Source organism: Burkholderia sp. 28_3 (assembly GCF_003253915.1).
GTDB lineage: Bacteria > Pseudomonadota > Gammaproteobacteria > Burkholderiales > Burkholderiaceae > Burkholderia > Burkholderia cenocepacia.
Genome location: NZ_QKZF01000022.1, coordinates 104,037 through 128,891, shown reverse-complemented (window position 1 = coordinate 128,891; position 24,855 = coordinate 104,037). Strand labels below are relative to the sequence as shown.

Annotated in this window: 21 protein-coding genes and 1 pseudogene; 10 read left to right on the top strand and 12 right to left on the bottom strand. The window is 64.0% G+C overall.

Features of this window, described 5'->3' with window-relative positions; translation table 11 throughout:
* Positions 1 to 321: 321 nt before the first annotated feature.
* The 5 genes from DFS13_RS32250 to DFS13_RS32230 are packed head-to-tail and all read left to right on the top strand — an operon-like array spanning position 322 to position 7,541.
* On the top strand, positions 322 to 2,874 hold the full coding sequence (locus tag DFS13_RS32250; RefSeq protein ID WP_060212650.1) for a type VI secretion system Vgr family protein: 2,553 nt from the start codon (positions 322 to 324) through the stop codon (positions 2,872 to 2,874).
* A 10-nt stretch (positions 2,875 to 2,884) separates the two neighbouring features.
* On the top strand, positions 2,885 to 3,688 hold the full coding sequence (locus DFS13_RS32245; RefSeq protein WP_111442594.1) for a DUF4123 domain-containing protein: 804 nt from the start codon (positions 2,885 to 2,887) through the stop codon (positions 3,686 to 3,688).
* A 30-nt stretch (positions 3,689 to 3,718) separates the two neighbouring features.
* Positions 3,719 to 6,280: a T6SS effector BTH_I2691 family protein gene (locus DFS13_RS32240; protein ID WP_060212645.1), complete on the top strand. Its 2,562-nt coding sequence runs from the start codon at positions 3,719 to 3,721 to the stop codon at positions 6,278 to 6,280.
* An 11-nt stretch (positions 6,281 to 6,291) separates the two neighbouring features.
* Positions 6,292 to 7,260, top strand: coding sequence for a DUF6708 domain-containing protein (locus tag DFS13_RS32235; protein ID WP_080322324.1), 969 nt, complete (start codon positions 6,292 to 6,294; stop codon positions 7,258 to 7,260).
* Positions 7,257 to 7,541, top strand: a complete 285-nt coding sequence (locus DFS13_RS32230; protein WP_080431258.1) for a PAAR domain-containing protein — start codon at positions 7,257 to 7,259, stop codon at positions 7,539 to 7,541. The genes DFS13_RS32235 and DFS13_RS32230 overlap by 4 nt, the downstream gene beginning before the upstream one ends.
* Before the next feature lie 363 nt (positions 7,542 to 7,904).
* Here DFS13_RS32230 and DFS13_RS32225 read toward each other — a convergent pair.
* The 6 genes and pseudogenes from DFS13_RS32225 to DFS13_RS32200 all read right to left on the bottom strand — a co-directional run.
* Positions 7,905 to 8,338: pseudogene (locus DFS13_RS32225) on the bottom strand (transposase); the annotation flags it as partial.
* Between the two features lie 75 nt (positions 8,339 to 8,413).
* Positions 8,414 to 9,856 carry an efflux transporter outer membrane subunit gene (locus DFS13_RS32220; RefSeq protein ID WP_060212641.1) on the bottom strand — a complete coding sequence of 481 codons (1,443 nt, stop codon included), beginning with the start codon at positions 9,854 to 9,856 and terminating at the stop codon, positions 8,414 to 8,416.
* Between the two features lie 18 nt (positions 9,857 to 9,874).
* Positions 9,875 to 11,449, bottom strand: a complete 1,575-nt coding sequence (locus tag DFS13_RS32215) for a DHA2 family efflux MFS transporter permease subunit (RefSeq protein ID WP_034202669.1) — start codon at positions 11,447 to 11,449, stop codon at positions 9,875 to 9,877.
* 13 nt (positions 11,450 to 11,462) lie between these two features.
* Positions 11,463 to 12,557 (bottom strand): HlyD family secretion protein, encoded by a 1,095-nt coding sequence (locus DFS13_RS32210; RefSeq protein WP_060212638.1) that lies wholly within the window; start codon positions 12,555 to 12,557, stop codon positions 11,463 to 11,465.
* A 64-nt stretch (positions 12,558 to 12,621) separates the two neighbouring features.
* The gene (locus tag DFS13_RS32205) at positions 12,622 to 13,053 is read right to left on the bottom strand and encodes a MarR family winged helix-turn-helix transcriptional regulator (RefSeq protein WP_006491751.1); all 432 of its coding nucleotides are present in this window, start codon (positions 13,051 to 13,053) and stop codon (positions 12,622 to 12,624) included.
* Positions 13,054 to 13,162: 109 nt separating this feature from the next.
* Positions 13,163 to 14,083, bottom strand: a complete 921-nt coding sequence (locus tag DFS13_RS32200) for a LysR family transcriptional regulator (protein WP_006491760.1) — start codon at positions 14,081 to 14,083, stop codon at positions 13,163 to 13,165.
* A 92-nt stretch (positions 14,084 to 14,175) separates the two neighbouring features.
* Between DFS13_RS32200 and DFS13_RS32195 the strand changes: the two genes are divergently transcribed.
* The 3 genes from DFS13_RS32195 to DFS13_RS32185 all read left to right on the top strand — a co-directional run bounded on the left by DFS13_RS32195 (position 14,176) and on the right by DFS13_RS32185 (position 16,496).
* Positions 14,176 to 14,604, top strand: coding sequence for a MarR family winged helix-turn-helix transcriptional regulator (locus DFS13_RS32195; protein WP_006484349.1), 429 nt, complete (start codon positions 14,176 to 14,178; stop codon positions 14,602 to 14,604).
* Positions 14,605 to 14,806: 202 nt separating this feature from the next.
* Entirely contained in the window at positions 14,807 to 16,054 is a 1,248-nt protein-coding gene (locus DFS13_RS32190; protein WP_062909994.1) for an aconitase X, read from the top strand.
* Entirely contained in the window at positions 16,047 to 16,496 is a 450-nt protein-coding gene (locus DFS13_RS32185; protein WP_043205195.1) for an aconitase X swivel domain-containing protein, read from the top strand. The genes DFS13_RS32190 and DFS13_RS32185 overlap by 8 nt, the downstream gene beginning before the upstream one ends.
* A 13-nt stretch (positions 16,497 to 16,509) precedes the next feature.
* Here DFS13_RS32185 and DFS13_RS32180 read toward each other — a convergent pair whose 3' ends face one another.
* Entirely contained in the window at positions 16,510 to 17,592 is a 1,083-nt protein-coding gene (locus tag DFS13_RS32180; RefSeq protein ID WP_059722539.1) for an AraC family transcriptional regulator, read from the bottom strand.
* 75 nt (positions 17,593 to 17,667) lie between these two features.
* Between DFS13_RS32180 and DFS13_RS32175 the strand changes: the two genes are divergently transcribed.
* Positions 17,668 to 19,701 carry an NADPH-dependent 2,4-dienoyl-CoA reductase gene (locus tag DFS13_RS32175; protein WP_060212634.1) on the top strand — a complete coding sequence of 678 codons (2,034 nt, stop codon included), beginning with the start codon at positions 17,668 to 17,670 and terminating at the stop codon, positions 19,699 to 19,701.
* Between the two features lie 187 nt (positions 19,702 to 19,888).
* Here the strand turns inward: DFS13_RS32175 and DFS13_RS32170 are convergent, their stop codons facing one another.
* Both DFS13_RS32170 and DFS13_RS32165 read right to left on the bottom strand, forming a co-directional pair.
* Positions 19,889 to 20,293, bottom strand: coding sequence for a DUF2471 family protein (locus DFS13_RS32170; RefSeq protein WP_006484347.1), 405 nt, complete (start codon positions 20,291 to 20,293; stop codon positions 19,889 to 19,891).
* A gap of 164 nt (positions 20,294 to 20,457) precedes the next feature.
* Complete coding sequence (locus tag DFS13_RS32165) at positions 20,458 to 21,351, bottom strand: LysR family transcriptional regulator (protein WP_006484342.1); 894 nt, start codon at positions 21,349 to 21,351, stop codon at positions 20,458 to 20,460.
* 86 nt (positions 21,352 to 21,437) lie between these two features.
* Here DFS13_RS32165 and DFS13_RS32160 point away from each other — a divergent pair, with 86 nt between their 5' ends.
* Positions 21,438 to 22,217 (top strand): NAD(P)H-dependent oxidoreductase, encoded by a 780-nt coding sequence (locus tag DFS13_RS32160; RefSeq protein WP_060212980.1) that lies wholly within the window; start codon positions 21,438 to 21,440, stop codon positions 22,215 to 22,217.
* 180 nt (positions 22,218 to 22,397) lie between these two features.
* Here the strand turns inward: DFS13_RS32160 and catC are convergent, their stop codons facing one another.
* From catC to DFS13_RS32145, 3 genes are read right to left on the bottom strand one after another with little or no spacing between them, the layout of a single operon-like run.
* Positions 22,398 to 22,688 carry a muconolactone Delta-isomerase gene (gene catC / locus DFS13_RS32155; RefSeq protein ID WP_006484359.1) on the bottom strand — a complete coding sequence of 97 codons (291 nt, stop codon included), beginning with the start codon at positions 22,686 to 22,688 and terminating at the stop codon, positions 22,398 to 22,400.
* A 43-nt stretch (positions 22,689 to 22,731) separates the two neighbouring features.
* Complete coding sequence (gene catA / locus DFS13_RS32150) at positions 22,732 to 23,634, bottom strand: catechol 1,2-dioxygenase (protein WP_006496024.1); 903 nt, start codon at positions 23,632 to 23,634, stop codon at positions 22,732 to 22,734.
* 32 nt (positions 23,635 to 23,666) lie between these two features.
* Entirely contained in the window at positions 23,667 to 24,800 is a 1,134-nt protein-coding gene (locus tag DFS13_RS32145) for a muconate/chloromuconate family cycloisomerase (protein ID WP_058902842.1), read from the bottom strand.
* Between the last annotated feature and the right edge of the window lie 55 nt (positions 24,801 to 24,855).

The window sequence follows — 24,855 nt, the reverse complement described above, 5'->3', positions numbered from 1 at the left end:
TGAATTGAGCGCCGATTCGCTTCGTCATCCAGAAAATTTGAAGCCATCTCGCCTGCAACTTCGGAAGTTGGTCCATTGATCAGCGTTTCCCTAGTGAAGGAGTCGGTCCGCTGCTTGTTTCGACGTTAATTGCTGTAAGAAATGCCCTTGTTGTCGATGCGAAAGATTAGAAAGAATTGAAACATAAAATGATGTCGGTTGTCGGGAGACTGTTTTTACGTTTGTTATCAAAGCGGATAGGTCGTTGTGGCAAAATCTCTTTCGACCTTTCGCGCTGCCTCCGATTTACGTTCATTTTTTCGTCCAGAGGAGATATTCGAGATGGGTAGGTTGCCCAATTCGTTGATGCTTGACGCGGGTATCGAGCAGACGAACCGAACGCTCGTCCTGGAAACGCCCCTCGGGGCGAAGGTACTGTTGCCCCAACGCGCCATGGGCGAATCGCGCGTGGGCCGGGATTTCGAGCTCACAGTGGACGTCGTGACCCGGGAGCGCGCGCTTCATTTGAAGAAGCTGATGGCGCAACCTGTCACATTATGGGTGCGTCAAGCCGACGAGTCGTACCTGCCTTGGCATGGCTACGTCCATGCAACGCGACGCCTCGGAGCGGACGGGGGACTCGCTTACTATCAGCTTTCGTTTTCGTCGTGGATGCGCTTTCTGCAGTACCGCAAGGACGCGCGCATTTTCCAGGACCTAACGACCGCCGACATCCTGACTAAAGTGTTCAGCGGCCATTCGCAGGCGCGCGGTCATTTCCGGCTCGATGTGAAAGACCCGGGCGCGGTTCGCTCGTACTGTACTCAGTACGAAACCGACCACAATTTCGTCCATCGGTTGATGGAGTCGGAGGGATGGTTCACGTATGTCGAGCATGCAGAGGACGGTAAGTCGCATACGATTGTCGTGACCGACGACCTCTTCAATTGCAAAGCGCTCGCTACCCAGCGAGTACCGTTCTATCGCGGCGACCGAGACGGCCAGGCTGGCACACTCGTCGAATGGAGCGGCGAGCGTACGACGCAAAGCGTCGGATATGCGTTCAGCACGGCGGATTACAAACGTCCGGCACGCACGTTGCAGCGGGCGGACCGGTCCACGGTTGACCAAGGCGATATCCCGCAGGAGTTGGAAGTCTACGAATACGCGGGCCACTATAGCTTTCCAGTCACTGGCGAGTCCTACGACCGTGGCGAGCGCGCTATGCGAATTCGGCTGGAAGAGATGGCCTCGCGCAGCAAACGGTTTTTCGGGGTGGGCAGTGTTCCGTGCATGGACGCCGGTCGATGGTTCACGCTCGAAGACCATCCCGAGCACGACGCAGACAAGCCTGAGGACCGCGAGTTCGCGATTCTTGGCGTGCGTTGGGCTATCCAGAACAATCTGCCGTTGGGCAACAGCCGCCCCTTTCCGGGTAGCCTGCAGCGACGCCTGTCGCGTCTGCGTGCCGAATACAAGGACCGGCAGGCCGCATTCGTATCGAAGGACCCGTTAGGCAATGAAAGTTTCGTGCTGGCCGAAATCGAGGTCCAGCGCCGCTCGGTGCCATTCCGCAGCCCGTTCGAGCACAGAAAGCCGGTCATGCATATGCAGACCGCCACTATCGTGGGACCGGCGGGTGAGGAGGTGTACACGGACGAGTTGAACCGGGTGAAGGCTCAGATGCACTGGGACCGTCTGGGGAGCAATAACGAGACGTCATCGTGCTGGATGCGGGTAATACTGCCGCACGCCGGCAAGGGATTCGGCGGTGTGTTCGTCCCTCGAATCGGGCAGGAAGTGGCCGTCAATTACCTCGACGGGGATTGCGACCGGCCGGTCGTCAGTGGAGTGCTCTTTCACTCTGTCAACACGCCACATTGGCATTCGAACGGCCTGCTGTCCGGTTTCAAGTCGCAGGAGTACAGCGGTCAGGGTTTCAATCAACTCGTCTTCGACGACTCCACGTCGCAGAACCGGGCGCAGCTTTTCAGCTCGACGGCGAATTCATATCTTCACATCGGCTATCTCATCGACCACAGCGGCAATACGCGCGGCAACTACCTTGGCACTGGCTTCGAACTGAAGACCGAGGCGTCAGGTGCCCTGCGGGCCGGACGCGGACTCTACGTATCGACCTACGCCCGCGGCGGCACGTCGAGTCAGCCGCTGGATGTGAAGGAAGCCACGCAACACCTTATCGATTCGAGCGGCGTGATTCAGCATCGCTCACTCGCTGCTGCTGACGGCCAGGCCGAGACCCTGGACGATGCACAGGACGCCATCAAGGACTTCGCTGCGACGACGCAGAGCGATGCACAGGGCTCTATGGCGGGCGGCAGGACAGCGGGTGGCGGCGCCGGAAGCGCCAATGCGTTTTCGCAACCTGTCATGTTGCTTGCGAGCCCGGCTGACATGGGCCTGTCGACGCAGAAGTCGCTCCACGCAGCAGCTACCCAGCACGTCAATTTGGTTAGCGGAGAGAGCACCTACGTTTCGGTGGCGAGGTCGTGGATTGCCAGTATTGGTGAGAAATTGAGCTTCTTCGTACAGAATGCCGGTATCAAGCTGTTTGCCGGCAAAGGCAAGGTCGAAGTGCAGGCGCAGTCGGACAACATCGAACTTACGGCAGACAAGACTGTAAAGGTCGTGTCCACTTCCGATTCGGTGAACGTTACAGCCCAGAAGGAAATCACCCTTACCGCCGGCGGCGCATCGATTCGCATCGCCGAAGGTAAAATCTTCATCCATGCGCCGGGGCTGGTCGAGGTCAAGGGCAGTCCGCTCATCTTCGATGGCCCGGCGGGCGATAGCGCGTCGGCGCAGCTTGCGCCTTCAAAGTCGTGCGCCCAGCAGTTCGCAGCCGCAGCGCAGGCCGGCTCGGCACTCGTGTAGGGCGGTCGGCATGGTTCACTACGTTATCGTTGAAGTCGTCAACGGGAAGCTCGAGTTGCCTGGCGTGCCGCCGGTCTATGAAGTCGGTGAATTGGTTCCTGCGGCGCGTCCCGAACTCGAGGGCGTGGCTCCCGTGTTGTACTGCGCCGAGCATCCCGAGCTGCAATTGCCAGCGTTGAGAAAGCGCGCCGAATCGGACCTGGAGAATGGCTTGCCGCCGGTCGTTTGCGCCATTGTCGAATGCGGCAAGGCGACGGGCCGGCTTCAGCAACATCTGTCGAACCGGTTGATACTGCAGGCGCCGATTTCGGGCGATGCGGTCTTCCGCTACTACGACCGGCGCGTGTTTCCGCACTTGGGTCGCATCTTGAAGGCCGAGCAGATGGATGCGCTTCTGGGGCCGGTTGCAACGTGGACGTACCTCGACCCCGTAAGCGGATGGACGGTGGTCAACGGCGCGGCCGAACCGGAAGCCGCCTTCGCGGTTACTGCGGACCAGCACGCACGAATTGCGCGCATCGAGTTGGTTCAGCGCGGGCTTGACCTACTCCGTTGCAATGGTACGGCGCCTCGTCCCGATATGTCGGCGCTGCTCGACGCGCAACTTGCAAAAGGAGAGGCTCATGGGCTCGCCGGTGGGGACCTGCTTGCTTTTGCACTTCACGGCACACTCGTTTCCCCCTGCTTTGACCGTCACCCGCGTGTTCGGGCCATTCTGCAGGCGCCGCGGAAAGGCCCGTATGCTGAAGCGGTAGCGAACTGGAGCGCGGCAGACTGGGAAGCGATTGCTCGCGAGAGCATCCAATATCAATGAGCCCGGGTGGCGGCACGAGAGAGATAAAGAATGGCACTCGACACGAATTTTGCGAGTATTTCGCAGCTCACGCAGTCCGCGATGCAGACCAGCTCGCGTGCGCCGAATTCATGCAACATGTGCAAGAAGAAGGGGTTGCCGATTCTGCCTGTCCGCTACGGGGTCGTGGCCAACTCCAAGGCTCACAGCTCTGCTGGCGCGATGTCGCTCATGGGCGGCAAGTTTGGGGATGGCGTCGTCGGCATCGCGCTCAAAAAGGCAAAGTACACGCTGCGCACCCTGCGCTACGGCTACGTGTATATCTTCTATCCAAAGACACAGCGATGGCAGATATACGCGGTTACGGCGGAAGGATACTTGTACGACTATCCGGTCGGCATCAAGCTCGACCGTAGTTTCGAGAAACCGTTCAGCTGCCACCAACCTGGGCATGCGCAACTGGCTCAATGCATCACCGTTGACGACGCCGAACATGCCGGAACCGTGTATCTGGCGTTCAGCGATGAGCTTTGGACACAGAAAGTCCGAGACACCTACGCGAAGAACTTCATGGGTTGTCGTGACAAGCGGATGCAGAAGTTCGATGCAACCGCCTGGTATAACGGCAGCATGAACCAGCCGCACGCGGATAGCCTGGACCATCTCGAGGGGCTACTGAGCGAATACAAGGGCGGTCGTCCCGATGCGCTCGTTACCGGTTGCTTTCCGTACCATGACCGTGCCGGGCAGCAGCCGGCCCTGAAAAAGGCGATGGATTCCATACTACCGGACAAGGGGCTGTTCTTCGCGTTGTGGGACCCGGTTGGCATCACGCAGGAACTCAATTTTGAGCAGCGCGTTGCTTTCGGCGCAGCGCTTGCGCCGTATGAACACGGAATATGGACCTCCAGCGCAATCGACGCGCTGCAAAAGGCGGTCGCGGTTTCGGCGAAAGAGGACGTGGAACGTGCCGCCGGCATGCTGGAAGCCAATACTTATGAGGGCATGGGCCTCGGGGCTCTGTTCGATGGTGGCAAGGCGCTCGAGAAGCGGCTCAAAAGCATTGAGGCGCAGAAGGAGTCTGAACTTGCAACAGCTGGACCGGAGGCATGGAAGCCCTACACGACCCACTATCGGCAGCAGGCTATCGTCGACTTTCGGCAACAGATGGCGAACGCGATGAAGTCGGAGCAGGCGAGCACGCTTATACCGCTGTCGCAAGACCATCAGGCGTGGCTGTCCAGTTCAGCATTGCTGAACGTTTTCGAGTCGGATTACGAGCCGGGAAGCTGGAGATGTGGGCTGAACTATACCAACACATTTACGCGATGCATCGAAGGCTCGGCTGACCGCAAAGAGGCCATTGACGTGCTCGTCAAGTGGGCCAAAGGCAGCGTATCCGATACCCGTAACCCGCTGCTGCGGGCGTTCGTTTTAAATAGTCCGGTACTTGCCGAGAAGGTCAAGGAAGCGTCCAGTTACCCGTACATGGAACTGAGGGAGTTCGTTGCAAAGCTCATTGAGTCATACAGCAAGATAGAGCAAGTGGAAGATTCGAAGGACAAGGGCATTAAGGTTGCCGTCGCGAAGTCTCTAGCGCGACTGCTACATGAGACAGGTGGGCCGGTCGTTCAAGCGGTTAGTACGGGAGTGGAGACTGCGGCGGCGAAGACGCTGTATGTCACACTGTGCATGAGGACGAAACAGCTGTTCGAGTTTAAGGTCGTATACGGTTCGGTAAACCAATGGGTGAACTACATCGCTCGTCAGATGCAGGAAATGATGCCGGGCCGACAGAAAATCAGCGTGCAGGACCTGAAAAAGCAGCTTCAGGACAAGGCCTCCGTAGGCAGAGGCGTAGACGCGGAAATCAAGGCGAAGCAGTTCGTGCCAGTCGAAAGCCCGACGACAGAGGCCGCTGCCCTAGCAAGCGTCAAGGCGAAGCCCGGGTTCGAGAAGTTGGCCAGCGCGACGCTGACGCCGGACGTGGTCGAGACGATTTACATGCCGAAATTCCGACTTATGACGAAGGGGGAACCTGGGTTTGCAGGCATTGGAGCGATATTCAGTGCTATCAATCTTCGTTTCGCTCGTGAGGAGTTGAAGAAAGCGAATCGGTTCAATCAGACGGAAGCCGGCATCAAGTTCGACAATGCAGTCGGTGGGCTCGTAGCCGGCGTCGCGCAATACGGTTCATCCGCGCTCGAGCAGATGGAAAAGGCGGGCGTTAAACTCTCCGAGAGCATGGCCAAGGTTGGGCGGTTCCTGGCCATCGTTGGCAGATTCGGTGGGGCTATTGTCGGATTGGTATCGGCGGCTATCGATGCATACCATGCCTACGACGAACTCGAGCACGGAAATATCCTTATGTTTGCGCTCTACACTACGTCGGCACTTATCGGAGGAGCTTTGGTCGTTGCCGCGTTTTTAGGAAGTGTTTTGACGTTGCCGTTGCTCCTTCTCGCAGCTCTTATCGGCGTATTGATTAACTATTTCAAGAGTCGCGAAGTGGACGATTGGCTGGAGCAATGCTATTTCGGAATCAAGGCAACTAGCGAAAGATTTGAACACCTTGAAGAAGACCGGAAGGCGTTCACAGCAATTTTTTCTTGAATGGAATCAGTATGGCTTTCGACGGACACTCCCGATACAAGCTCAATCGACCGATAACGGATACGGAGTCATCGGCACGACTGCATGTCAACGAACGGCGCACTGATAGTGCAAAGAGCGTGGGTACGGTATTCAAGGCAACCGATTCATACCTCGAGGTATGTGATGGCCTTTATCGTGAAAAAGGCTGGGGGCTGCTGGCGTTTTCTACTGCTGGTATCCTCTTCTTCTGCCTAATCGCAATGTTTCTGTGGATAGCGACCCACATGCCAATTGCTGTCCGTGCAAAAGGGCAGCAGGGCATTGTTTACTTCCTGTTGGTAATTTTCTCATTAATTGGCATTGCTGGCCTTGCAGTAACGGTGCGAGCGCTTCTCATAGATTGCTTCAATTATACGCGCAAGCCGATACGGTTTAACCGCTTGGACCGAAAGATATACGCCTTTCGCCACAACGGGCCAGGTGGTGTCTTCTCAGTTCCGTGGGATAGTGCATTTTTGTACGTTGAGCGCAAGCCCAAAGCTGGTCTCGCGGGGACGGCACCTCGTGTGGTCCGTTGCCTTGTGCTTAACGACGAGGGGTTAGTTGTCGGCACGTTCTCGGTCGGCAAGTACGTAGAACTTGCATTTGAGGAAAATAGTCCGGCTGGACAGCAGGCGATGGAAGAGCTTTACCAAGACTTTGAATACTATCGCCGCTTCATGGAAGAGGGACCATCTGCGGTACCTCCGGTAGCCGAATTTCTCACAACAGAAGTCTCGTTCCGAAATTCTCTAAAGTTGCAGTTTGATGGTGCGTCAGACCTGTTGAAGTCGGGGAACCCGGTTATGTCTTTGGTGACGATTATTGCTGCGCTACCGACATTCATCCTTGCGGTTGCCTATTACATCGCGCAGCGGACCTGTCGTGAACCAGTGTGGCCCGAGGAAGTTGAGCGGGCGTGCAATGCTGCGACGCCATCCAACGGCCTTACAGCATGAGCCGACGGTTCATTCGTGAGGGCGATAAGACCGACCGCAACGGTGTTGTGGTCGACGGTATCGCCGGCACCTCGTTGCAAGGCCAACCTTTCGCTTATCTGGGCGCCCCGGTTCAATGTCCCGCCTGTGGCACGACGGGTGTCATCATAAGCGACGGCTCGCCACGTGCGATGACGATGATGGGTAAGCAGGTCGCATTAGAGAACGATTTGTGCCAATGTAAATGTGAGCCACTGCCAAAGCTGATTTCGTCCCAGGCTCTCGGTTCAATAAAGACATGACGGCGCGTCGCTGCCTGTTGCAGGGCAACGGGCGCGGTTGTTGAAACGTATCAGCCACGGGCTCGTTGCCGCTCGCGATGAGTTGTACGGTCATTTCCTATCATGATGCGGACGATTGCAGGGGTGGCGTGCGCAAGATGTTTGATCCGCTTGATAGCCATATAGCCGATGGCGTGCCAAGGCGACGGCGCATGACCGTGAATGGCCACCTTCGCAGTGGATGACCATCGATACGATTTCTATCGGTAGGGCTTCGACAAAGGAGTGAATCGCCTGAGCCTGCTCCGCGGTGAACGTGCGGGCGAGTTTGTCCCGCGGCCTCTTCGATAGAATCGGGTTCAGGAAATCGGTGTCCGCAAAGCTCAGTCGCCGCAGATGGCCCTGAATCAAGCGTACGCTCATGCCGCGCGCATACATGCTGATGACGTGATCATCGAAGCCGGGCAGCCGGCATTGATACTTGCCGGCCAATTGCCGTTCGAACGTTGCCTGCTGGTCATGCGGAATATCCAGCTTCAGTTCGCCGTTGGGGCGTGAGGAACGTCTTGGTGCGGGTGCCATTGCGGTTGCCGGCCTTGCCTTGCTCGGTCCCGGCTTCCGGATGGTGGCTCATCTCGGCCGCGAGCATGCGCTCGGCCAAGCGCTTCCCGAGCTGGCCGGCCAAGCCCCGATTCGCCCCAGGATCGACTCGGCGTTCTTGCCCTGAACCTGGGCAAGCAACTGATCGTCAGTTCGTCGGGAAACACCTTCGGCGCCTTTGGATTCTTGCTTTTCTTGATCACTGTTGCATCGGTCATAGGACGTTAGTTCCGTTATCGTTTCATGACCTCGGCACACTAAAAGTCTGACAGGCTCCCGCATCGTGATCCCACCTAGTTCTTTGCCACAGCTTCGGTTTCCGCCCGCGGCCCACCCGCCGCCTCATTCCTGCTCCACCCACCCCCAAGTGACCGATACAACGCCACCGCCGCGAGCGCATGTTCGCGCTTGACCTGATTGAGCGAATCCGAATCCCGCAAATAAACCTCCTGCGCCGACAGCACATCCAGAAAATCCGTCGCGCCGCCCTTATAGAGCTGATTCGCCAGCCCGAGCGCTTTATCGGAAGCCGCCAATGCGCTACCCAGCCTTCGCGTCGCCTCATCGGAACTGACGAGATTCGCACGCGCATCCTCGACTTCCCGCAGTGCTTGCAGCATCGTCTGCCGTAACCCGAGTTCCGACCCGCGCATTCGGCTTTCGCTCTGCGAGATATCGGCGGTAATCCGCCCCGCGTTGAAGATCGGGCTCGTCGCACTCAGTGCCGCGCTGAACAGGTTATCGGTCAACGTCGGCAGCCCGAGATAGGAAGCCGCCAGAATCCCGTCCGTCAGGTTCAACGAAAACTTCGGATACCGCTCGGCCTTCGCCACGCCCACTTGCGCCGCACGCCGCTCGACCTGCGCATAGGCAGTCAGCACATCCGGCCGCCGCAACAACGCCTGCGAAGGCAGCGTCCCCGGCGCGCCAATCGGCGGCGCGGGAATCTCCCCGGCCTGCGCCAGCACGAGCCGATCGACCGATTCCGGCGTCCGCCCCGAATACACGGCGATCAGATTGAGCTGATGCGAAATCTGCGCCTGCGTCGGCGGAATCCGCGCCTCGAGCGCGTCGAGCTGGTTCTGCGCACGCGTCACGTCGAGTTCCGTCGACAGCCCGAACGCCTGCCGCTTGCGTGTGAGTTCGAGCGCATGCTGGCGGATCTTCGCGTTGTCCTGCAGGATCTTCAGTTCCTGCTGCGCCCAGCGCAGATCGACATACGCGGATGCCGCATCGGCGGCAAGCGCAAGGCGCATCGCATCTTCCGCGTGCTTTTGCCCGACCAACTCCGCTTGAGCGGCCAGCAAATCGAGCCGTTCACCGCCGAACACATCGGGCGACCAGCTCAGCGCGAGCCCGGCCCCAGCCTGCCGCACATAACCGAGCGGCGGCGGCGTGTTCTGCCGCGCGTCGGCCGCATGCGCGGTCGCGTCGAGTTCGGGCAGCAGCACCGCGCGTTTCTGCACGGTCAGCGCCTGCGCCTGCTTCACGCGTTCGGCGGCGGCTTGCAGATCGAGGTTCCCGTCGAGCACGGTCGCGATCAGCCGGTCGAGCACGGGGTCGTGGAACTGCGCCCACCAGGCGGCCGCATCGACGTCCGCGCGCGGCACGTCGGTATCCCACACGGTGGGCGCGAGCGTCTGAACGGATTCGTTCAGCGCCGGATGCTGCGCGGGCTGCACCGCACACCCTGCGGCGAATGCGCTGACGGCCAGCGCGACGAGTAGCTTCTTCATGATGATGATCCCTGGGCCTCAGTGCGCGTCCGGTGGCGGCGCGTTCAACGTAATGGGTTTGGAAAACACGACGGCAAGCAGTGCGACGACGAAGCACAGCGACAGCGCGTAGTACGCATCCGCATAGGTGAGCGTCAGCGCTTCGCGATAGATCAGCCGATGCAGGTTCGCGAGCCCGGCCTGAGCGGTGTTCAGCGTATTGCCGGCCACCGAGCCCCAGTAAGCGGCCTGGCGATCGAGCAGCGACGCGACCTGCGGTTCGCCGGCGCTCACGTGTTCGTTCAGCCGCAGGTAATGAAAATTCAGCCGGTCGTTGAGCATCGTCGCGCTCACCGCGATACCGATCGCGCCGCCGAGGTTGCGCATCAGGTTGAACAACCCGCTCGCCGATTTCAGGCGCGACTGCGGCAGCGAGCCGAGCGCCATCGTCACGATCGGCGGCACGCTGAACTGCTGGCCGATGCCGCGCAGCGCCTGCGGCAGCAGCAATTCCTGCCAGCCCCAGTCGTGCGTGATCGGCGTGTACAGGTAGCAGCCGAGGCCGAAGCAGATCAGCCCGAACACGAGCAGCGCACGCATGCTGACGTAGCGCGCGGCGAACGCATACGCACACAGCGCGATCAACTGGAACGCGCCGACCGACAGCAGCGCGATACCGATCTGCAGCGAGCTGAACGCACGCACCTGCGCGAGAAACAGCGGCGTCAGGAACACGGTCACGAAGATCCCGATGCCGGTCACGAACGACAGCAGGCTGCCGATCCCGAAGTTGCGCACGGCGAGCGCGCGCAGGTCGACGATCGGATCTTTCGCGGTCAGCGCATGCACGATGAACAGGAAGCCGCAGATGCCGGAGAGCCACGCGCAGATCACGATCGCATCGTCGCCGAACCAGTTCTTGCGCGGGCCTTCCTCGAGCACGTATTCGAGGCAGCCGAGGAAGCCCGACATCAGCAGGATGCCGAGATAGTCGCCGCGCTTGATCAGGCTGAGATCGGGCGCGTCGATATGCACGTAGCGCGGCACCAGCGCGGCGACCGCGATGCCCGGCACGAGGTTCAGGTAGAACAGCCAGTGCCACGACCATTGATCGGTGATCCAGCCGCCGATCACGGGGCCGATCGCCGGCGCGAGCGATGCGAGCGCGCCGATGGTCGTCGACGCGATCAGCCGCTGCCTGCCGGGGAACAGCACGAACGCGGTCGTGAACACGGTCGGGATCATCGCGGCGCCGAGCGCGCCCTGCAGCCCGCGAAACAGGATCATCGAGTTGATGTCCCACGCGAGCCCGCACAGCATGCTGGTGATCGTGAAGCCGACGGCCGACGCGGCGAACAGCCAGCGCGTCGACATCACCTTCGACAGCCAGCCCGACATCGGGATCACGATGATCTCGGCGATCAGGTACGCGGTCTGCACCCACGACAGTTCGTCCTGGCTCGCGGACAGCCCGCCGCCGATGTCGCGCAGCGACGACGCGACGATCTGGATGTCGAGCGTCGCCATGAAGAAGCCGACGCACATCAGCGCGAACGCGAACACGCGCTGTCTGGTCGGTTGCGACGCGGGGTCGCCGGAAAACGCGGTGGTCATCGTCGGCTCCCGCTCAGTGCTGGTGGTCGGTATGCACGGTCACGACCGCGGACAGGCCGGGGCGCAGCACCTGCTCGATACCGGGCTGCGGATCGAGATGCACGCGCACCGGCACGCGCTGGACGATCTTCGTGAAGTTGCCGGTCGCGTTCTCGGGCGGCAGCACGCTGAAGGTCGCGCCGGTCGCAGGCGCGAGGCTGTCGACGCGGCCGTGCAGGCGCGTGCTCGACGCATCGAGCGCGACGTCGACGCGGTCTCCCGCGCGCATCTTGCGCAACTGGTCTTCCTTGAAGTTCGCGTCGATCCACAGGCCGGAGGCCGGCACGACCGTCAGCAGCGGCACGCCGACGTTCGCGAGCATCCCGACGCGCCCCGTGCGGTTGCCGACGTAGCCGTCGACCGGCGAGCGGATCGTCGTGTATTCGACGTTGAGCGCCGCGACGCGCTGCGCGGCGAGCGCGGTGTTCACGCGGGCCCGCGCATCGGCGAGCTGCGCGCCCAGCACGTCGAGCTGCCGCTTCGATGCGAGCAGCGCGGCGTCGCTGCGTTCGACGGCCGCGCCGGCCTTCGAGTAGTCGGCGTCCGCGCGCTCGACGATCTGGTTGGATACGGCGTCCGATTTCACGAGCTCGCGGTAGCGCACGCGGTCCGACGCAGCGCGCGTCAGCTCGGCCGACGACGCGTTCTTGTCCGCCGCGTGCTGGCCGATCACCGCGTATTGCAGTTGCTGCTTCGCTTCGAGTTCGGTCACGGCGGAGCGCGCGCTGTCGACTTCGGCGCTGGCCTGCGCGAGCTTCGCGTCGTAGTCGCGCGCATCGAGCTGCACGAGCACGTCGCCGGCCTTCACGCGCTGGTTGTCGGTCACGAGGATCTTGTCGACGAAGCCGTTGACCTTCGGTGCGAGCACGGTCACGTCGCCGCCGACGTACGCGTCGTCGGTGCTTTCCTGGAAGCGCAGCACGAACAGCCAGTCGAGCGCGGCGGCCGCGACCACGACGATGACGGCGCCCACCGCGATGCGCATCCACGGTACGCGGCGTTGCTGCTTGGCGGGCCGCTCGGTTGTGGCTGCTTCGCGTGACGAGGCAGCGTCTTGGGTCGTATCCATCGATTCACCTATGTATATGCACTTATTAAAGCGATCGACGGCACGACGTCGATCGGGGAAAGGGTTAGCGTTCCGGCAGGTTGTGCGTGATGCGGAACAATTCGTCTCTCAGTCGGGCCGCCTGCACCGACCCGAAGCACCGCTCGAACGCTTCCTGCGCGGCGAGCCAGTGCACGTGCGCATCGGCCACCTTCGTTTCGCCGTGCGCGGTCAGCGCGAAGGTCTGACCGCGGCACGGCGGCTCGATCCGCCCCGTCACCAGCGCCGCGCCGACGAGCGGCTTGAGCGCGCGCAACAGCGCGGTGCGTTCGATCACCAGCACGTTCGACAGCGTCGCCATCGTCAGGCCGGGCCGCTCGCGCAGCAGCGCGAGGATGCTGTACTGCGACGGCGTGACGCCCGCCCGCGACAGGTAGCGCTCGTAGAACTGCGAGATCCGCCGGGCGGCTTGCCGGACCGCGAAGCAATCGTCATCGGTGAGCGTGGTCTTGTGCATGTGCACATGTTAGGTGGCGACGCGGCGCGAAGCGAGGGGCGCGGCGGGATCAGATTGGTGTCGTGGCTGTATCAATCGGCGTCGGAAACGCGTATTCGCGCGCCCGGCGTCACGCCGCCGCCGGAACGATCCAGCCTTCGCGGTCGCAGTACGCGGCCGTGTAGTCGATGAACGCCTTCACCTTCGCGGGCAGCAGCGCGCGGTTCGCGTACGCGAGCTTGATTTCGACGAACGCGTCGACGAGATCGGCTTCTTCCAGCAACTGCACGAGCGCGCCCGATGCGAGTTCGGCCTGGACGAGCGTTTTCGGGACGACGCCGATGCCGAAGTCGTGCATCACCATTTCGCGGTTGAACACGGGGCTGTTCGACGAGATGTCGAAACGGAACGGCACGGTGAGCATGTCGCCGTCGACCCGGAACGACAGCGCCGGGCGGCGCAGCGACGGCGAGATCGGCACGAACGCGTGATCGGCGAGGTCGGCCGGCGTCTCGGGGCGCGCATGCGTCTGCAGATACGCAGGCGTCGCGACGATCACGACCGGAATGCGCTCGACCAGCCGCACGACGGTCGATTCGCTCGTCAGCATGTACGGCACGACGATGCCGATGTCGTAGCCTTCGCCGACCAGATCGACCGGGCGCTCGGTCAGCGTGACGTCGAGGCGCACGTTCGGATGCGCGCGCTTGAAGCCGGCGATCAGCGGCACGAGCCGGTTCAGCGCGGCCGTCGTATGCGCGACGAGGCGCAGCAGGCCTTCGGGTTCGCGCGTGTGCGTCTGCGCTTCCACTTCCAGCGCGTCGAGTTCGTCGAGCACGGCCGCGCAACGCTCGTAGATGCGCTCGGCCGTTTCGGTCAGCGACACCTGGCGGGTCGTCCGGTGCAGCAGCCGGCTGCCGAAACGCGCCTCCAGATCCGCGACCGCACGCGATACGACCGGCCGCGCGAGGCCGTGCATGTCGGCGGCGCGCGTGAAGCTGCGCATCTCCACCACCGACCGGAAGATGCGCAGCTTGTCGATGTAGTCCATGTCGGTCTCCTTGACGCGATGGCCGGCCGCCGGCCGCTGTTACGGCGGAGTGTACATTGACTTTATGCATATGCACATATAAATTGCCGAACATGAACGACACCTCGATTGCCCAGGCATGCAACTGTCTCGCGCTGCGTCAGGCGGCGCGCTTCGTCACGCAGCTGTACGAACGCCATCTGGCCCCGGTCGGCGTCACGCCCGCCCAGTTCTCGATCATGGCGAACCTCACGCGCCACCCGGGCCTCCTGATGAGCGAACTTGCCGACATGCTCGTGATGGACCGCACGACCTTGCTGCGTGCGCTGAAGCCGTTGCAGCGCGACGGTTTCGTCTCGACGGCGGCGTCCGAGCACGATGCACGCGCGCATGCGCTGCACCTCACGAAGCTCGGCGAGCGTACGTTCGCGCAGGCAAAAGTCGCGTGGCAGGCCGCGCAGGACGAATTCGACACGCAGTTCGGCCGCGAGCGCGCGAAGGCGTTGCGCAATGAATTGTTCAGCCTGACGGCGGAACGGTAGGCGGGGCTGGCGTGGCGGTGTGGCGATCAACTGGCGCGAAATTCAGGCCATTGGTCGGCTTGGAAGTAGTCGATTGCTGGAATTGGTTTTGATGATGTCCGGTTTGATGGCGATCTGGACAGTTTTTATTTCCAGTTGTAGAGTCCTCTGACTGTTTTCACGAACCGGCGCCGCCGCCGGTACGCGTCACGAGGAGCAACCGATGCTGCAGTTGAGTGACCGCGACGACGCCATGTTGCGCGGGGATTTCGGCGACGGCGTCGCCCGCGCGATGCGGATCGTCGCGCGCACCGCGCAGGTGATGTCCGCGCCGCACCTGATCGACATTACGTCCGCCCATATCGACGGCTGTCTGTATCACGGCCAGACGAGCCTCGACTTCGTCGACTATTTCGTCGACACGGGCGCGAAGGTCGCGGTGCCGACCACCTTGAACGTCGGGTCGCTCGACCTGATCCATCCCGAGCTGTACCACGGCGACCGCACGATCCAGCGCGATGCGCAGCGCCTGATGGACGCGCATCTGCAACTCGGCTGCGAATCGAGCTTCACGTGCGCGCCGTATCAGCTGAAGAATCGTCCGGCGAAGGGCGAGCAGATCGCGTGGGCCGAATCGAATGCGATCGTGTTCGCGAACTCGGTGCTCGGCGCGCGCACGAGCCGCTACGGCGATTTTCTCGATCTGGCCGCCGCGATCACCGGGCGCGCGCCGTATGCGGGGCTGCATGTCGACGCGAACCGCGCCGCGCGGATCGTGTTCAATGCGCCCGATTTCAGCCGCCTGCCGTCGCGCGACATCTATTTCGCCGCGCTCGGTTTGGCGGTCGGCAAGGTCGCGGGCGCGGTCGTGCCGGCGATCGTCGGGTTGCCGGCGGACACCACCGAGGACGAACTCAAGGCGCTCGGCGCGGCCGCCGCGTCGAGCGGGGCCGTCGCGCTGTTCCATGCGGTCGGCGTGACGCCCGAGGCGCCGACGCTCGACGCCGCGTTGCACGGCCGCGCCGCGCAGCGCACGGTCGATATCGCGATGGCCGATCTCGACGAGATTCGCCGCACGCTGAATCACGGTGCGGCCGGCGACGCGCTCGTCGCGGTCGCGCTCGGCACGCCGCATTTTTCGCTGGCCGAATTCCGCACGCTCGACACGTTGCTCGACGCGTTCGACGGCAAGCCGGCGTGCGACTTCTACGTGAACACGAGCCGCTTCATTCTGTGGGAACTGGAGCAAGCCGGCCTCGTGGAGAAATTCGCCGCGCGCGGCATCCAGATCGTCGTCGATACCTGCACGTACATCACGCCGGTGATGAAGCAACTGTCGGGGCTGGTGATGACCAACTCGGGGAAATGGGCGTCGTATGCGCCCGCGAACATCGGCGTGACGGTCGCGTACGGCAGCATGCGCGAATGCGTGCGCTCCGCGTACGAAGGCAAGGTGCGATTCGATGACTGAAACGACGGGCACATTCTTGACGGGCGACACGCTCGTGCCGGGCAGCGCGTGCGCGCGCCCGTTCATCCTCGACAAGCCGCTGAGCTTCTGGGGCGGCTACGACTCGGGCGTGGGCCGGATCGTCGATCGCGGGCATCCGCAGGCCGGCGCGAGCCTCGCCGGCAAGGTGATGGTGATGCCGCACGCGAAGGGTTCGAGCTCGAGCAGCAGCGTGCTCGCGGAAGCGGTGCGCAATGGCACGGGGCCGGTCGGGATCGTGTTGAAGGAGCGCGATTTGATTATCTCGATCGGCGCGATCGTGGCCGCCGAGCTGTATGCGATCGCGGTGCCGGTGGTGTGCGTGGGCGATGACGTGTACGACGCGATCGTCGCTTCAACCGGCGACGTGCGGATCGAAGCGGGCGAGGGCGACGGCGGCGCGCGGATTCATATCGGCCGCTGACGCGCGGCGCGCGTCATGCGCGTGCCGCTCCCGCAGCCGCTTCACGGAACGCGCTCGGCGTCTGCCCGGCCCAGCGCCGGAACGCACGCGTGAAGTTCGCCGGGTCGGTGAATTGCAGCCGCTCGGCGATCGTTTTCAGATCGAGATCCGACGCGGCGAGCAACTGCTTCGCGTCGCGAAACCGCGCTTCGTCGAGCAATTGCCGATAGCTCGATCCGGCTTCCTCCAGCCGGCGCCGCAGCGTGCGCGTCGACACGAGCAGCGCATCGGCGAGCGTGTCCGGCCCCGGATAATCGCCGGCGGCGCGCGCCAGCTCCGCGCGCACGCGCTCGACCAGATCGCCTTCCTCCTGCCGCACCTGCGCATATTCGCGCTCGACCTGCACGAGCGCCTGCCGGTGCGCGACCTCGTCGGCGAGCGGTAGCGGCCAGTCGAGCGCATCGCGCGCGATCCACAGCGCGTTGGCCGCGCAGCCGAATGCCACCGGCGGCAACTGGTCGCGATAGCGCGCGAAATACGCGGGTTCCGGCCATGCGAATTGCAGCGTGATCGGCGGCGACGCGCGGCCGGACCATTGCGAGATGTTCTGTGCGAGCCCGGTCAGCACGAATTCGAACATCACGTGATGCTGGAGGACGGGATTCGCCTGCACGCCGTGCAACTCGAGCGTCGCGCCGCGTTCGTCTTCCGCATAGGTCAGCCGGTACTGGCGATTGCGCATCCGGAAGTAGCGCTGCGTGACCGACAGCGCTTCTCGAATGTCCCGCGCGGTCAAGGTCGCATAACCGAGAAAGCCGTGCACGGTCGGCTTCAGCAGCAGCCCGAACGCGAGCCCGATGCCCGGATCGCCGCCGATTTCGATCGCGTTGAGCACGAGCCGCCCCCATTGCGACGGCGCGACGCGCGCGTCCGGTTCGGCCAGCACCGCGTCGCGCAGGCCCGTGCCGGCGCGCACGGCCGCCAGGTCGACGCCGCGCGCGGCCAGCGCCTGCAGCAGCAGGCGCGTATAGGCGACCGGAATCGTCGGCCGGCGTAGCCCGAGGCGATCCTTGCGAGACGGGGAAGTCATGTCGATTTGGCCGGAAATGACAAGCATTATGGCTGTTTGCCCCCTCACGTTCAAGGCGGCGCGCGCCTACGATGGCAGCCATCGCTTATTGGCCGACTCATCATGACGACACCCTTTCCCCACTTGCTCGCCCCGCTCGATCTCGGCTTCACGACGCTGAAGAATCGCGTGCTGATGGGCTCGATGCATACCGGCCTCGAGGACAGCCGCAAGACGCTGCCGCGCCTCGCCGAATATTTCGCCGAACGCGCGCGCGGCGGGGTCGGCCTGATCGTAACGGGCGGCTTCGCGCCGAACGTGGCCGGCTGGACCAAGCCGTTCGGCGGCACGCTGATGACGTCGGCCGCCGCGCGCCGGCATCGCGAGATCACCGGCGCCGTGCACGCGGAGGACGGCAAGATCGCGCTGCAGATCCTGCATACGGGCCGCTACGGGTATCACCCGTTCGCGGTCGCGCCGTCGAAGATCAAGTCGCCGATCTCGCCGTTCGCGCCGCACGAACTGAGCGCGCGCGGCGTCGAGCGGCAGATTCGCGCGTTCGTGCGCTGCGCGAAGCTGGCCCGCGAAGCCGGTTACGACGGCGTCGAGATCATGGGCTCCGAGGGCTACCTGATCAACCAGTTCATCTCGATGCACACGAACAAGCGCAGCGACGAGTGGGGCGGTGCGTACGAGAACCGCATCCGCCTGCCGATCGAGATCGTCGAGCGCACGCGCGAAGCGGTCGGCCGCGATTTCATCCTGATCTACCGGCTGTCGATGCTCGACCTGATTCCGGACGGCAGCGACTGGCGCGAAACCGTGCAGCTCGCGAAGGCGGTCGAGCGCGCGGGCGCGACGATCATCAACACCGGGATCGGCTGGCACGAGGCGCGCGTGCCGACGATCGCGACGTCGGTGCCGCGCGGCGCGTTCGCGTGGGTGACGAAGAAGATGAAGGGCGAAGTGGGCATCCCGCTCGTGACGACCAACCGGATCAACCGGCCCGAAGTGGCCGAGCAGATTCTCGCGGACGGCTGCGCGGACATGGTGTCGATGGCGCGCCCGCTGCTCGCGGATGCCGAGTTCGTCGTCAAGGCCGCGCAGGGCCGTGCCGACGAGATCAATACCTGCATCGGCTGCAACCAGGCGTGCCTCGATCATGCGTTCAAGAACAAGATTGCGTCGTGCCTGCTGAATCCGCGTGCATGCCACGAGACCGAGCTGAAATACACGCCTGCGTCGCAGCCGAAGCGTATCGCGGTGGTCGGCGCGGGGCCGGCCGGGCTCGCGTGCTCGACGGTGCTCGCGCAGCGCGGCCATCAGGTCGACCTGTTCGACGGCGCGGCCGAGATCGGGGGCCAGTTCAACATGGCGAAGCGAATTCCGGGCAAGGAAGAGTTTCACGAAGCGCTGAATTACTTCGGTCGGCAAGTCGAGCTGACCGGCGTGAAGCTGCACCTGAACCGCCGCGTCGACGCGAGCGACCTGATCGCGGGCGGCTACGACGAGATCGTGCTCGCGACCGGCGTCGCGCCGCGCGACCCGAAGATTCCGGGGCAGGACGGGCCGAACGTGCTCAGCTATATCGACGTGCTCGCGGGCAAGCAGCCGGTCGGCCGGCGGGTCGCGGTGGTGGGCGCGGGCGGGATCGGCTTCGATGTCGCCGAATATCTGGTGCAGGACGGCGAGTCGCCGGCGCTCGATCTGGACGAATGGAAGGCCGAGTGGGGCGTGACCGACCCGGCCGCGACGCGCGGCGGCGTGACGCGGGCGCAGGTGTCGGCGCCCGCGCGGGAAGTGACGTTGCTGCAGCGCAAGGCCGCGCCGCTCGGCAAGGGGCTCGGCAAGACGACCGGCTGGATTCACCGCGCGACGCTGAAGATGAAACAGGTGAAGATGATCGGCGGCGTGAACTACGAACGGATCGACGCGCGCGGGCTGCATGTGTCGTACGGCGAGCAGCGCACCGATCACGAACTGATCGAAGCCGATACGATCGTGCTCTGCACGGGGCAGGAGCCGCAGCGCGCGTTGCTGGCGCCGCTGCAGGCGGCCGGGCGCTCGGTGCACCTGATCGGCGGCGCGGAGCTGGCCGCCGAACTCGATGCGAAGCGTGCGATCGATCAGGGTGCGCGGCTGGCGGCGCGGTTGTAACGGGCGGCCGTTGCGGTGGCCGATTCGGATGATCGTCGCGTGGCGATGATCAGTGTGCGCGACGGTTGGCGGACTGATGCGCCCATTCGCGGGCGCGGCAACCATGACGAACCGCGGCGCCGATGGCGCCACCACGCAACGTGGCGGCGCGCACCCGCAGACCGTGCCCGCGACCGACCGGCGCGACTCAGGCCGCTTCGGCCCGCTCTTCCGCTTCCGCTTCGAGCATCGCCTTGACGATCAGGTAGACGGCCGGCAGATCGTCGTCGTCGCGGTGCCAGTCGACCGGTTCCTCGACGTCCGCGGCGACCAGCCGGCTGTCGCGCAGCCGGATGAACGCGTCGACGACGGTCGGATCGTTGCGGTTCAGGAACCCGGCATTCGAAAACGCCAGCTCCTCGACGTTCAGCAGCGCCTGCCAGCTCATCGTGCGCACGGCCGCCGGATGGGTGCGGCGGCGCAGGCCCAGCGCCCGCTGCGCGGGGCCGCCGACGACACGCTGCAGATCGACGACCGCCCGCTGCGCGGCGCGCTCGAAGTGGACGGGATTGAAGCCGGGTTGCTCGGGATCGAATGCGGAAGCCTGGAACATGGTCGCCTCACAAAAGTCCGTTCGTCTGTGGATGACGGAATTCGGGTCAAATGGTGCAAAAGCACTGTAAATATATACAGTGTTCGGCGCGGTTTCAAGCCCCGAATGCAGGATTTCGTGCATCGGCGATCGATGCGGGCGATCGCGTCGATCAGACGGACGATCTACACCGCCGCCGCGATCGTCTCCCGCAGCCACCGATGCGCCGGATCGCGATGCACGCGCTCGTGCCACAGCATCGACATTTCATAGCCGGGCACCTCGACCGGTGCGTCCACCACGCGCAGCGCCGGCACGTCGCGCACCAGCCGCTCGGGCAGCATCGCGACGAGATCGGTGCTCGCGACGGCCGACATCACGAACAGGAAGTGCGGCACCGACAGCACGACGCGCCGCGTGGCCCCGACCTTCGCGAGCGCTTCGTCCGTCACGCCGAAGAAGCCGCCGCCGTCGGGCGACACGATCACGTGCTCGAGCGTGCCGAACTGCGCGAGCGTGGGGCGCCGCTTCAGCTTCGGGTGGCCGGCGCGGCCGATCAGCACGTAGCGCTCGACGAACAGCGGCAGGCGCCGCATGTCCGGTGGCGACCCTTCGGTCGTATGAAAGGCCAGGTCGATGCCGTTTCGTTCGGCATCCTGCTCGATGCGTGGCGGCACCAGTTCGACGACGGCCAGCCGCGTGCCGGGCGCGGCCGAACGCAGCGTGTGCAGCGCGGGCAGCACGATCGTCGATTCGCCGTAGTCGGTCGCGGCCACGCGCCACGTGTTCGTTGCGGTCGCGGGATCGAACGGCGTGGCCGGAATCACCGCGCGCTCGACCGCTTCGAGCGCATCGCGCAACGGCTCGCGCAGCGCTTCCGCGCGTGCGGTCGGCCGCATTCCGCGCGGCCCGGGCAGCAGCAGCGGATCGCCGAACACGTCGCGCAGTTTCTGCAGCTGCACGCTGACCGACGGCTGCGACATGTTCAGCTTCTCGGCCGCGCGCGTGACGTTGTGCTCGGCGAGCAGCACGTCCAGCGTGACGAGCAGGTTCAGATCGAGCCTTCTGAGATTATTCATGGCTATACCTGAAATATCAGGAATTCATTTCAAATATACCGTCGGAGGCCGCATCCTGCAGTCATTCAATCCACGGAGTGACGAAGATGAATGTGCTGATCGTGTATGCCCATCCCGAACCGCGTTCGCTGAACGGCGCGCTGCGCGATTTCGCCGTCGCGCATCTCGAAGCGGCCGGCCACGCGGTGCAGGTGAGCGACCTGTATGCGATGAACTGGAAGGCGGTGCTGGACGCGAACGACGTGACCGATCGCGCGCCCGACGCGCGGTTCGATCCGTCGCTCGATTCGCGGCGCGCGTTCGCGGCGGGTACGCAAAGCGACGACATCGCGCGCGAGCAGGACAAGCTGACGTGGGCCGACGCGGTGATCCTGCAGTTTCCGCTGTGGTGGTTCTCGATGCCGGCGATCATGAAGGGCTGGTTCGAGCGCGTGTACGCGTACGGTTTTGCGTACGGCGTCGGCGAGCATTCCGATACGCACTGGGGCGATCGCTACGGCGAAGGTTCGCTGGCCGGCAAACGCGCGATGATCGTCGTCACGACGGGCGGGTGGGAGTCGCACTACAGCCCGCGCGGCATCAACGGGCCGATCGACGACTTGCTGTTTCCGATCCAGCACGGCGTGCTGTATTACCCGGGATTCGACGTGCTGCCGCCGTTCGTGATCTATCAGACGGGCAAGATGAACGCCGCGCGCTTCGACAAAACCTGTACGGCGCTCGGCCAGCGTCTCGACGCTCTGTGGACCACGCCGCCGATTCCGTTTCGCCGGCAGAACGCGGGCGATTACGAGATTCCGGCGCTGACGTTGAAGGAGGACATCGCGCCGGGGAAGGTGGGGTTCGCCGCACACGTGACCGCCTGACGGTTACTGCACACCCCGACGCAGGGCGGCACGGACAACCGCCGCCATACGCAAGATGCCGGACGCGGAATGCAAACGACCCGGGCGGCCTGCGTGACATCGCCGGCCGCCCGGGTCGTGCTTCTCGTGGCATCTCGTGCCATTTCGCGGCCGTGGGGCACGGCCGCGATTCATCGCTGCTTACCGATCGTCGTCCCGCACCGAAGACGGATGCCGGCACAGCGCCCGCACCTCCATCTCCATATACGGAAACAGCGGCAGCTGGCTCAGCACGTCATGCAGCTGCTGCACGCTTTCGACGTCGAAAATACTGACGTTCGCATACTGCCCGGCGATCCGCCACAGATGGCGCCACGTGCCTTCGTTCATCAGCCGCTGGCACATCGCCTTTTCTTCGGCCTTCAGCGTGGCCGCCTTGACCGGATCCATGTCCGCCGGCAGGCGAACGGTCATTTCCACATGAAACAGCATCCTGCACTCCTTGCGTTGTCGATTCGTCGAACGGGAAGGGCGCTCACGCCTGCGCGCGGGCCCGCTCGACTTCGCTGCCCGGCACGTCCTGCTTGTCCTTGAGCAGCGTGAAGTCGAAGTCGATCAGCGCGAACTGCCCGTCGACGCCATACGGCTTGCCTTCCGCGCCCTCCGCCTGCTTGACCGGCGGGATCAGCCCGTCGCGCGTCGCGAACGCGAAGTCGTCCCACAGGTGCGGATCGCCGTCGATGTTGATCTGCGTCGTCAGCTTACGATAACCGTCCGCCGAAACGAAGAAGTGAATGTGCGCCGGACGATGGCCGTGGCGGCCGAGCTGATCGAGCAGTTGCTCGGTCTTGCTGCCCGGCGGCACGCTGTAGCCGACCGGCAGCACGCTGCGGAAGCTGTAGCGGCCTTCGGCATCGGTGCGGATCGAGCGGCGCAGGTTGAACGCCGGCTGCGACGCGTCGAAGTACGAGTAATTGCCCAGATGGTTCGCGTGCCACACCTCGACCAGCGCGTTCGCGAGCGGCGCGCCGTCCTGGCCGAGCACCCGGCCGCGCATGATCAGCGTCTGGCCCGGATCGGTGCCGTCGTCGAGCCGCGCGTGGCCGACCGATTCCGGCGCGCCGGCGACGTACAGCGGCCCTTCGATCGTGCGCGGCGTGCCGCCCTGGATGCCGGCCTTGGCCTCGGCTTCGTCCATCCGCACGTCGAGGAAGCGTTCGAGGCCGAGGCCCGCGGCGATCAGCCCGAATTCGCGGCCGGCTTCGTTCAGGTAGTTCAGGGCCGTCCAGAATTCGCTCGGCTGCACGTCGAAGTCCTCGATCGTGTAGCAGATGTCCTTCACGATCCGGTTGACGATCGCGCGCACGCGCGGGTTGCCGGGCTTTTCCGCGGCGTCGTCGAAGGTCTTCAGCAGGGCGTCGATGGCTTGCTTGTTCATCTGTGTCTCCGGTGTCGGTTGTCGTGTGGGGATCAGCGGGCGTCGCGTCGCATCCGTTCGATGCGGGCCCAGTCGAAGGTGATGCCGAGGCCGGGCGTCGCCGGCAGATGCAGCTTGAAATCCTGGTAGCGCAGCGGCTCGACGAGGATCTCCTCGGTGAGCAGCAGCGGGCCGAACAGTTCGGTGCCCCATTTCAGCGAGTCGAACGTGCTGAATAGTTGCGCGGACGCCATCGTGCCGGCCGCGCCTTCGAGCATCGTGCCGCCGTACAGTTCGATGCCGGCCGCCGCCGCGATCGACGCGACGCTCGCCGCGCCCTGCAGGCCGCCCGACTGCGCGATCTTCACCGCGAACACGTCGGCCGCGCGATCCTGCGCGAGCGCGAACGCATCGACGGGGCCGTGCAGCGCCTCGTCGGCCATGATCGGCACCTGCGCGAGCTGCGTGAGGCGTTTGAGCCCCGCGCGGTTGGTCGCGGCGATCGGCTGCTCGACGAGGCTCACGCCGGCGTCGGCCAGCCGCGCGCCGGCCCAGATCGCATCGGTTTCGCTCCAGGCCTGGTTCACGTCGACCCGCACGTCGCCGCGCTCGCCGAGCGCGCGCTTGATCGCGACCACGTGGGCCACGTCGTCGGCGACCGCGTTCGAGCCGATCTTCAGCTTGAACGCGCGATGGCGGCGGGCGTCGAGCATCGCTTCGGCTTCCGCGATGTCGCGTTGGGTATCACCGCTCGCGAGCGTCCACGCGACATCGACCGCATCGGTCCGCCGGCCGCCGAACAGCTCGGACAGCGGTACGCCCAGGCGCCGCGCCTGCGCGTCGAACAGCGCGGTCTCGATCGCGCATTTCGCGAAACGGTTGCCCTGGAACAGCTTGCGCGCCCGCGCGATCGCGGCGCCCGGGCGCGTCGCGTCCATGCCTTGCAGCAGCGGCGCGAAGTAGGTGTCGATGTTGACCTTGATGCTTTCGGGGCTCTCCTCGCCATACGCGAGACCGCCGATGGTCGTCGCCTCGCCGACGCCTTCGATACCGTCCGTGCATCGAACGCGGACCAGCACGAGGGTCTGGCAATTCATCGTCGCGACCGACAATTTGTGGGGCCGGATCGTCGGCACGTCGACCAGCAGCGTGTCGATGCGTTCGATGGTGGCGGCAGTTGCTATCATGCGATTCCTCCTGTTGGTGCACATGGTAGGAATTCCCGCCCCGCGTCGTCCAACA

Excerpts from the sequence above, each read along its gene's own strand:
- DFS13_RS32180 (WP_059722539.1), bottom strand. The coding sequence starts at position 17,592 with ATGCTTGTCATTTCCGGCCAAATCGACATGACTTCCCCGTCTCGCAAG.
- DFS13_RS32200 (WP_006491760.1), bottom strand. The coding sequence starts at position 14,083 with ATGGACTACATCGACAAGCTGCGCATCTTCCGGTCGGTGGTGGAGATG.
- DFS13_RS32250 (WP_060212650.1), top strand. The coding sequence starts at position 322 with ATGGGTAGGTTGCCCAATTCGTTGATGCTTGACGCGGGTATCGAGCAG.
- DFS13_RS32245 (WP_111442594.1), top strand. The coding sequence starts at position 2,885 with ATGGTTCACTACGTTATCGTTGAAGTCGTCAACGGGAAGCTCGAGTTG.
- catA (WP_006496024.1), bottom strand. The coding sequence starts at position 23,634 with ATGAACAAGCAAGCCATCGACGCCCTGCTGAAGACCTTCGACGACGCC.
- DFS13_RS32210 (WP_060212638.1), bottom strand. The coding sequence starts at position 12,557 with ATGGATACGACCCAAGACGCTGCCTCGTCACGCGAAGCAGCCACAACC.
- DFS13_RS32220 (WP_060212641.1), bottom strand. The coding sequence starts at position 9,856 with ATGAAGAAGCTACTCGTCGCGCTGGCCGTCAGCGCATTCGCCGCAGGG.
- DFS13_RS32160 (WP_060212980.1), top strand. The coding sequence starts at position 21,438 with ATGAATGTGCTGATCGTGTATGCCCATCCCGAACCGCGTTCGCTGAAC.
- DFS13_RS32185 (WP_043205195.1), top strand. The coding sequence starts at position 16,047 with ATGACTGAAACGACGGGCACATTCTTGACGGGCGACACGCTCGTGCCG.
- DFS13_RS32170 (WP_006484347.1), bottom strand. The coding sequence starts at position 20,293 with ATGTTCCAGGCTTCCGCATTCGATCCCGAGCAACCCGGCTTCAATCCC.
- DFS13_RS32235 (WP_080322324.1), top strand. The coding sequence starts at position 6,292 with ATGGCTTTCGACGGACACTCCCGATACAAGCTCAATCGACCGATAACG.
- DFS13_RS32145 (WP_058902842.1), bottom strand. The coding sequence starts at position 24,800 with ATGATAGCAACTGCCGCCACCATCGAACGCATCGACACGCTGCTGGTC.
- DFS13_RS32205 (WP_006491751.1), bottom strand. The coding sequence starts at position 13,053 with ATGCACAAGACCACGCTCACCGATGACGATTGCTTCGCGGTCCGGCAA.
- DFS13_RS32175 (WP_060212634.1), top strand. The coding sequence starts at position 17,668 with ATGACGACACCCTTTCCCCACTTGCTCGCCCCGCTCGATCTCGGCTTC.
- DFS13_RS32215 (WP_034202669.1), bottom strand. The coding sequence starts at position 11,449 with ATGACCACCGCGTTTTCCGGCGACCCCGCGTCGCAACCGACCAGACAG.
- DFS13_RS32190 (WP_062909994.1), top strand. The coding sequence starts at position 14,807 with ATGCTGCAGTTGAGTGACCGCGACGACGCCATGTTGCGCGGGGATTTC.
- DFS13_RS32195 (WP_006484349.1), top strand. The coding sequence starts at position 14,176 with ATGAACGACACCTCGATTGCCCAGGCATGCAACTGTCTCGCGCTGCGT.
- DFS13_RS32230 (WP_080431258.1), top strand. The coding sequence starts at position 7,257 with ATGAGCCGACGGTTCATTCGTGAGGGCGATAAGACCGACCGCAACGGT.
- DFS13_RS32165 (WP_006484342.1), bottom strand. The coding sequence starts at position 21,351 with ATGAATAATCTCAGAAGGCTCGATCTGAACCTGCTCGTCACGCTGGAC.
- DFS13_RS32240 (WP_060212645.1), top strand. The coding sequence starts at position 3,719 with ATGGCACTCGACACGAATTTTGCGAGTATTTCGCAGCTCACGCAGTCC.
- catC (WP_006484359.1), bottom strand. The coding sequence starts at position 22,688 with ATGCTGTTTCATGTGGAAATGACCGTTCGCCTGCCGGCGGACATGGAT.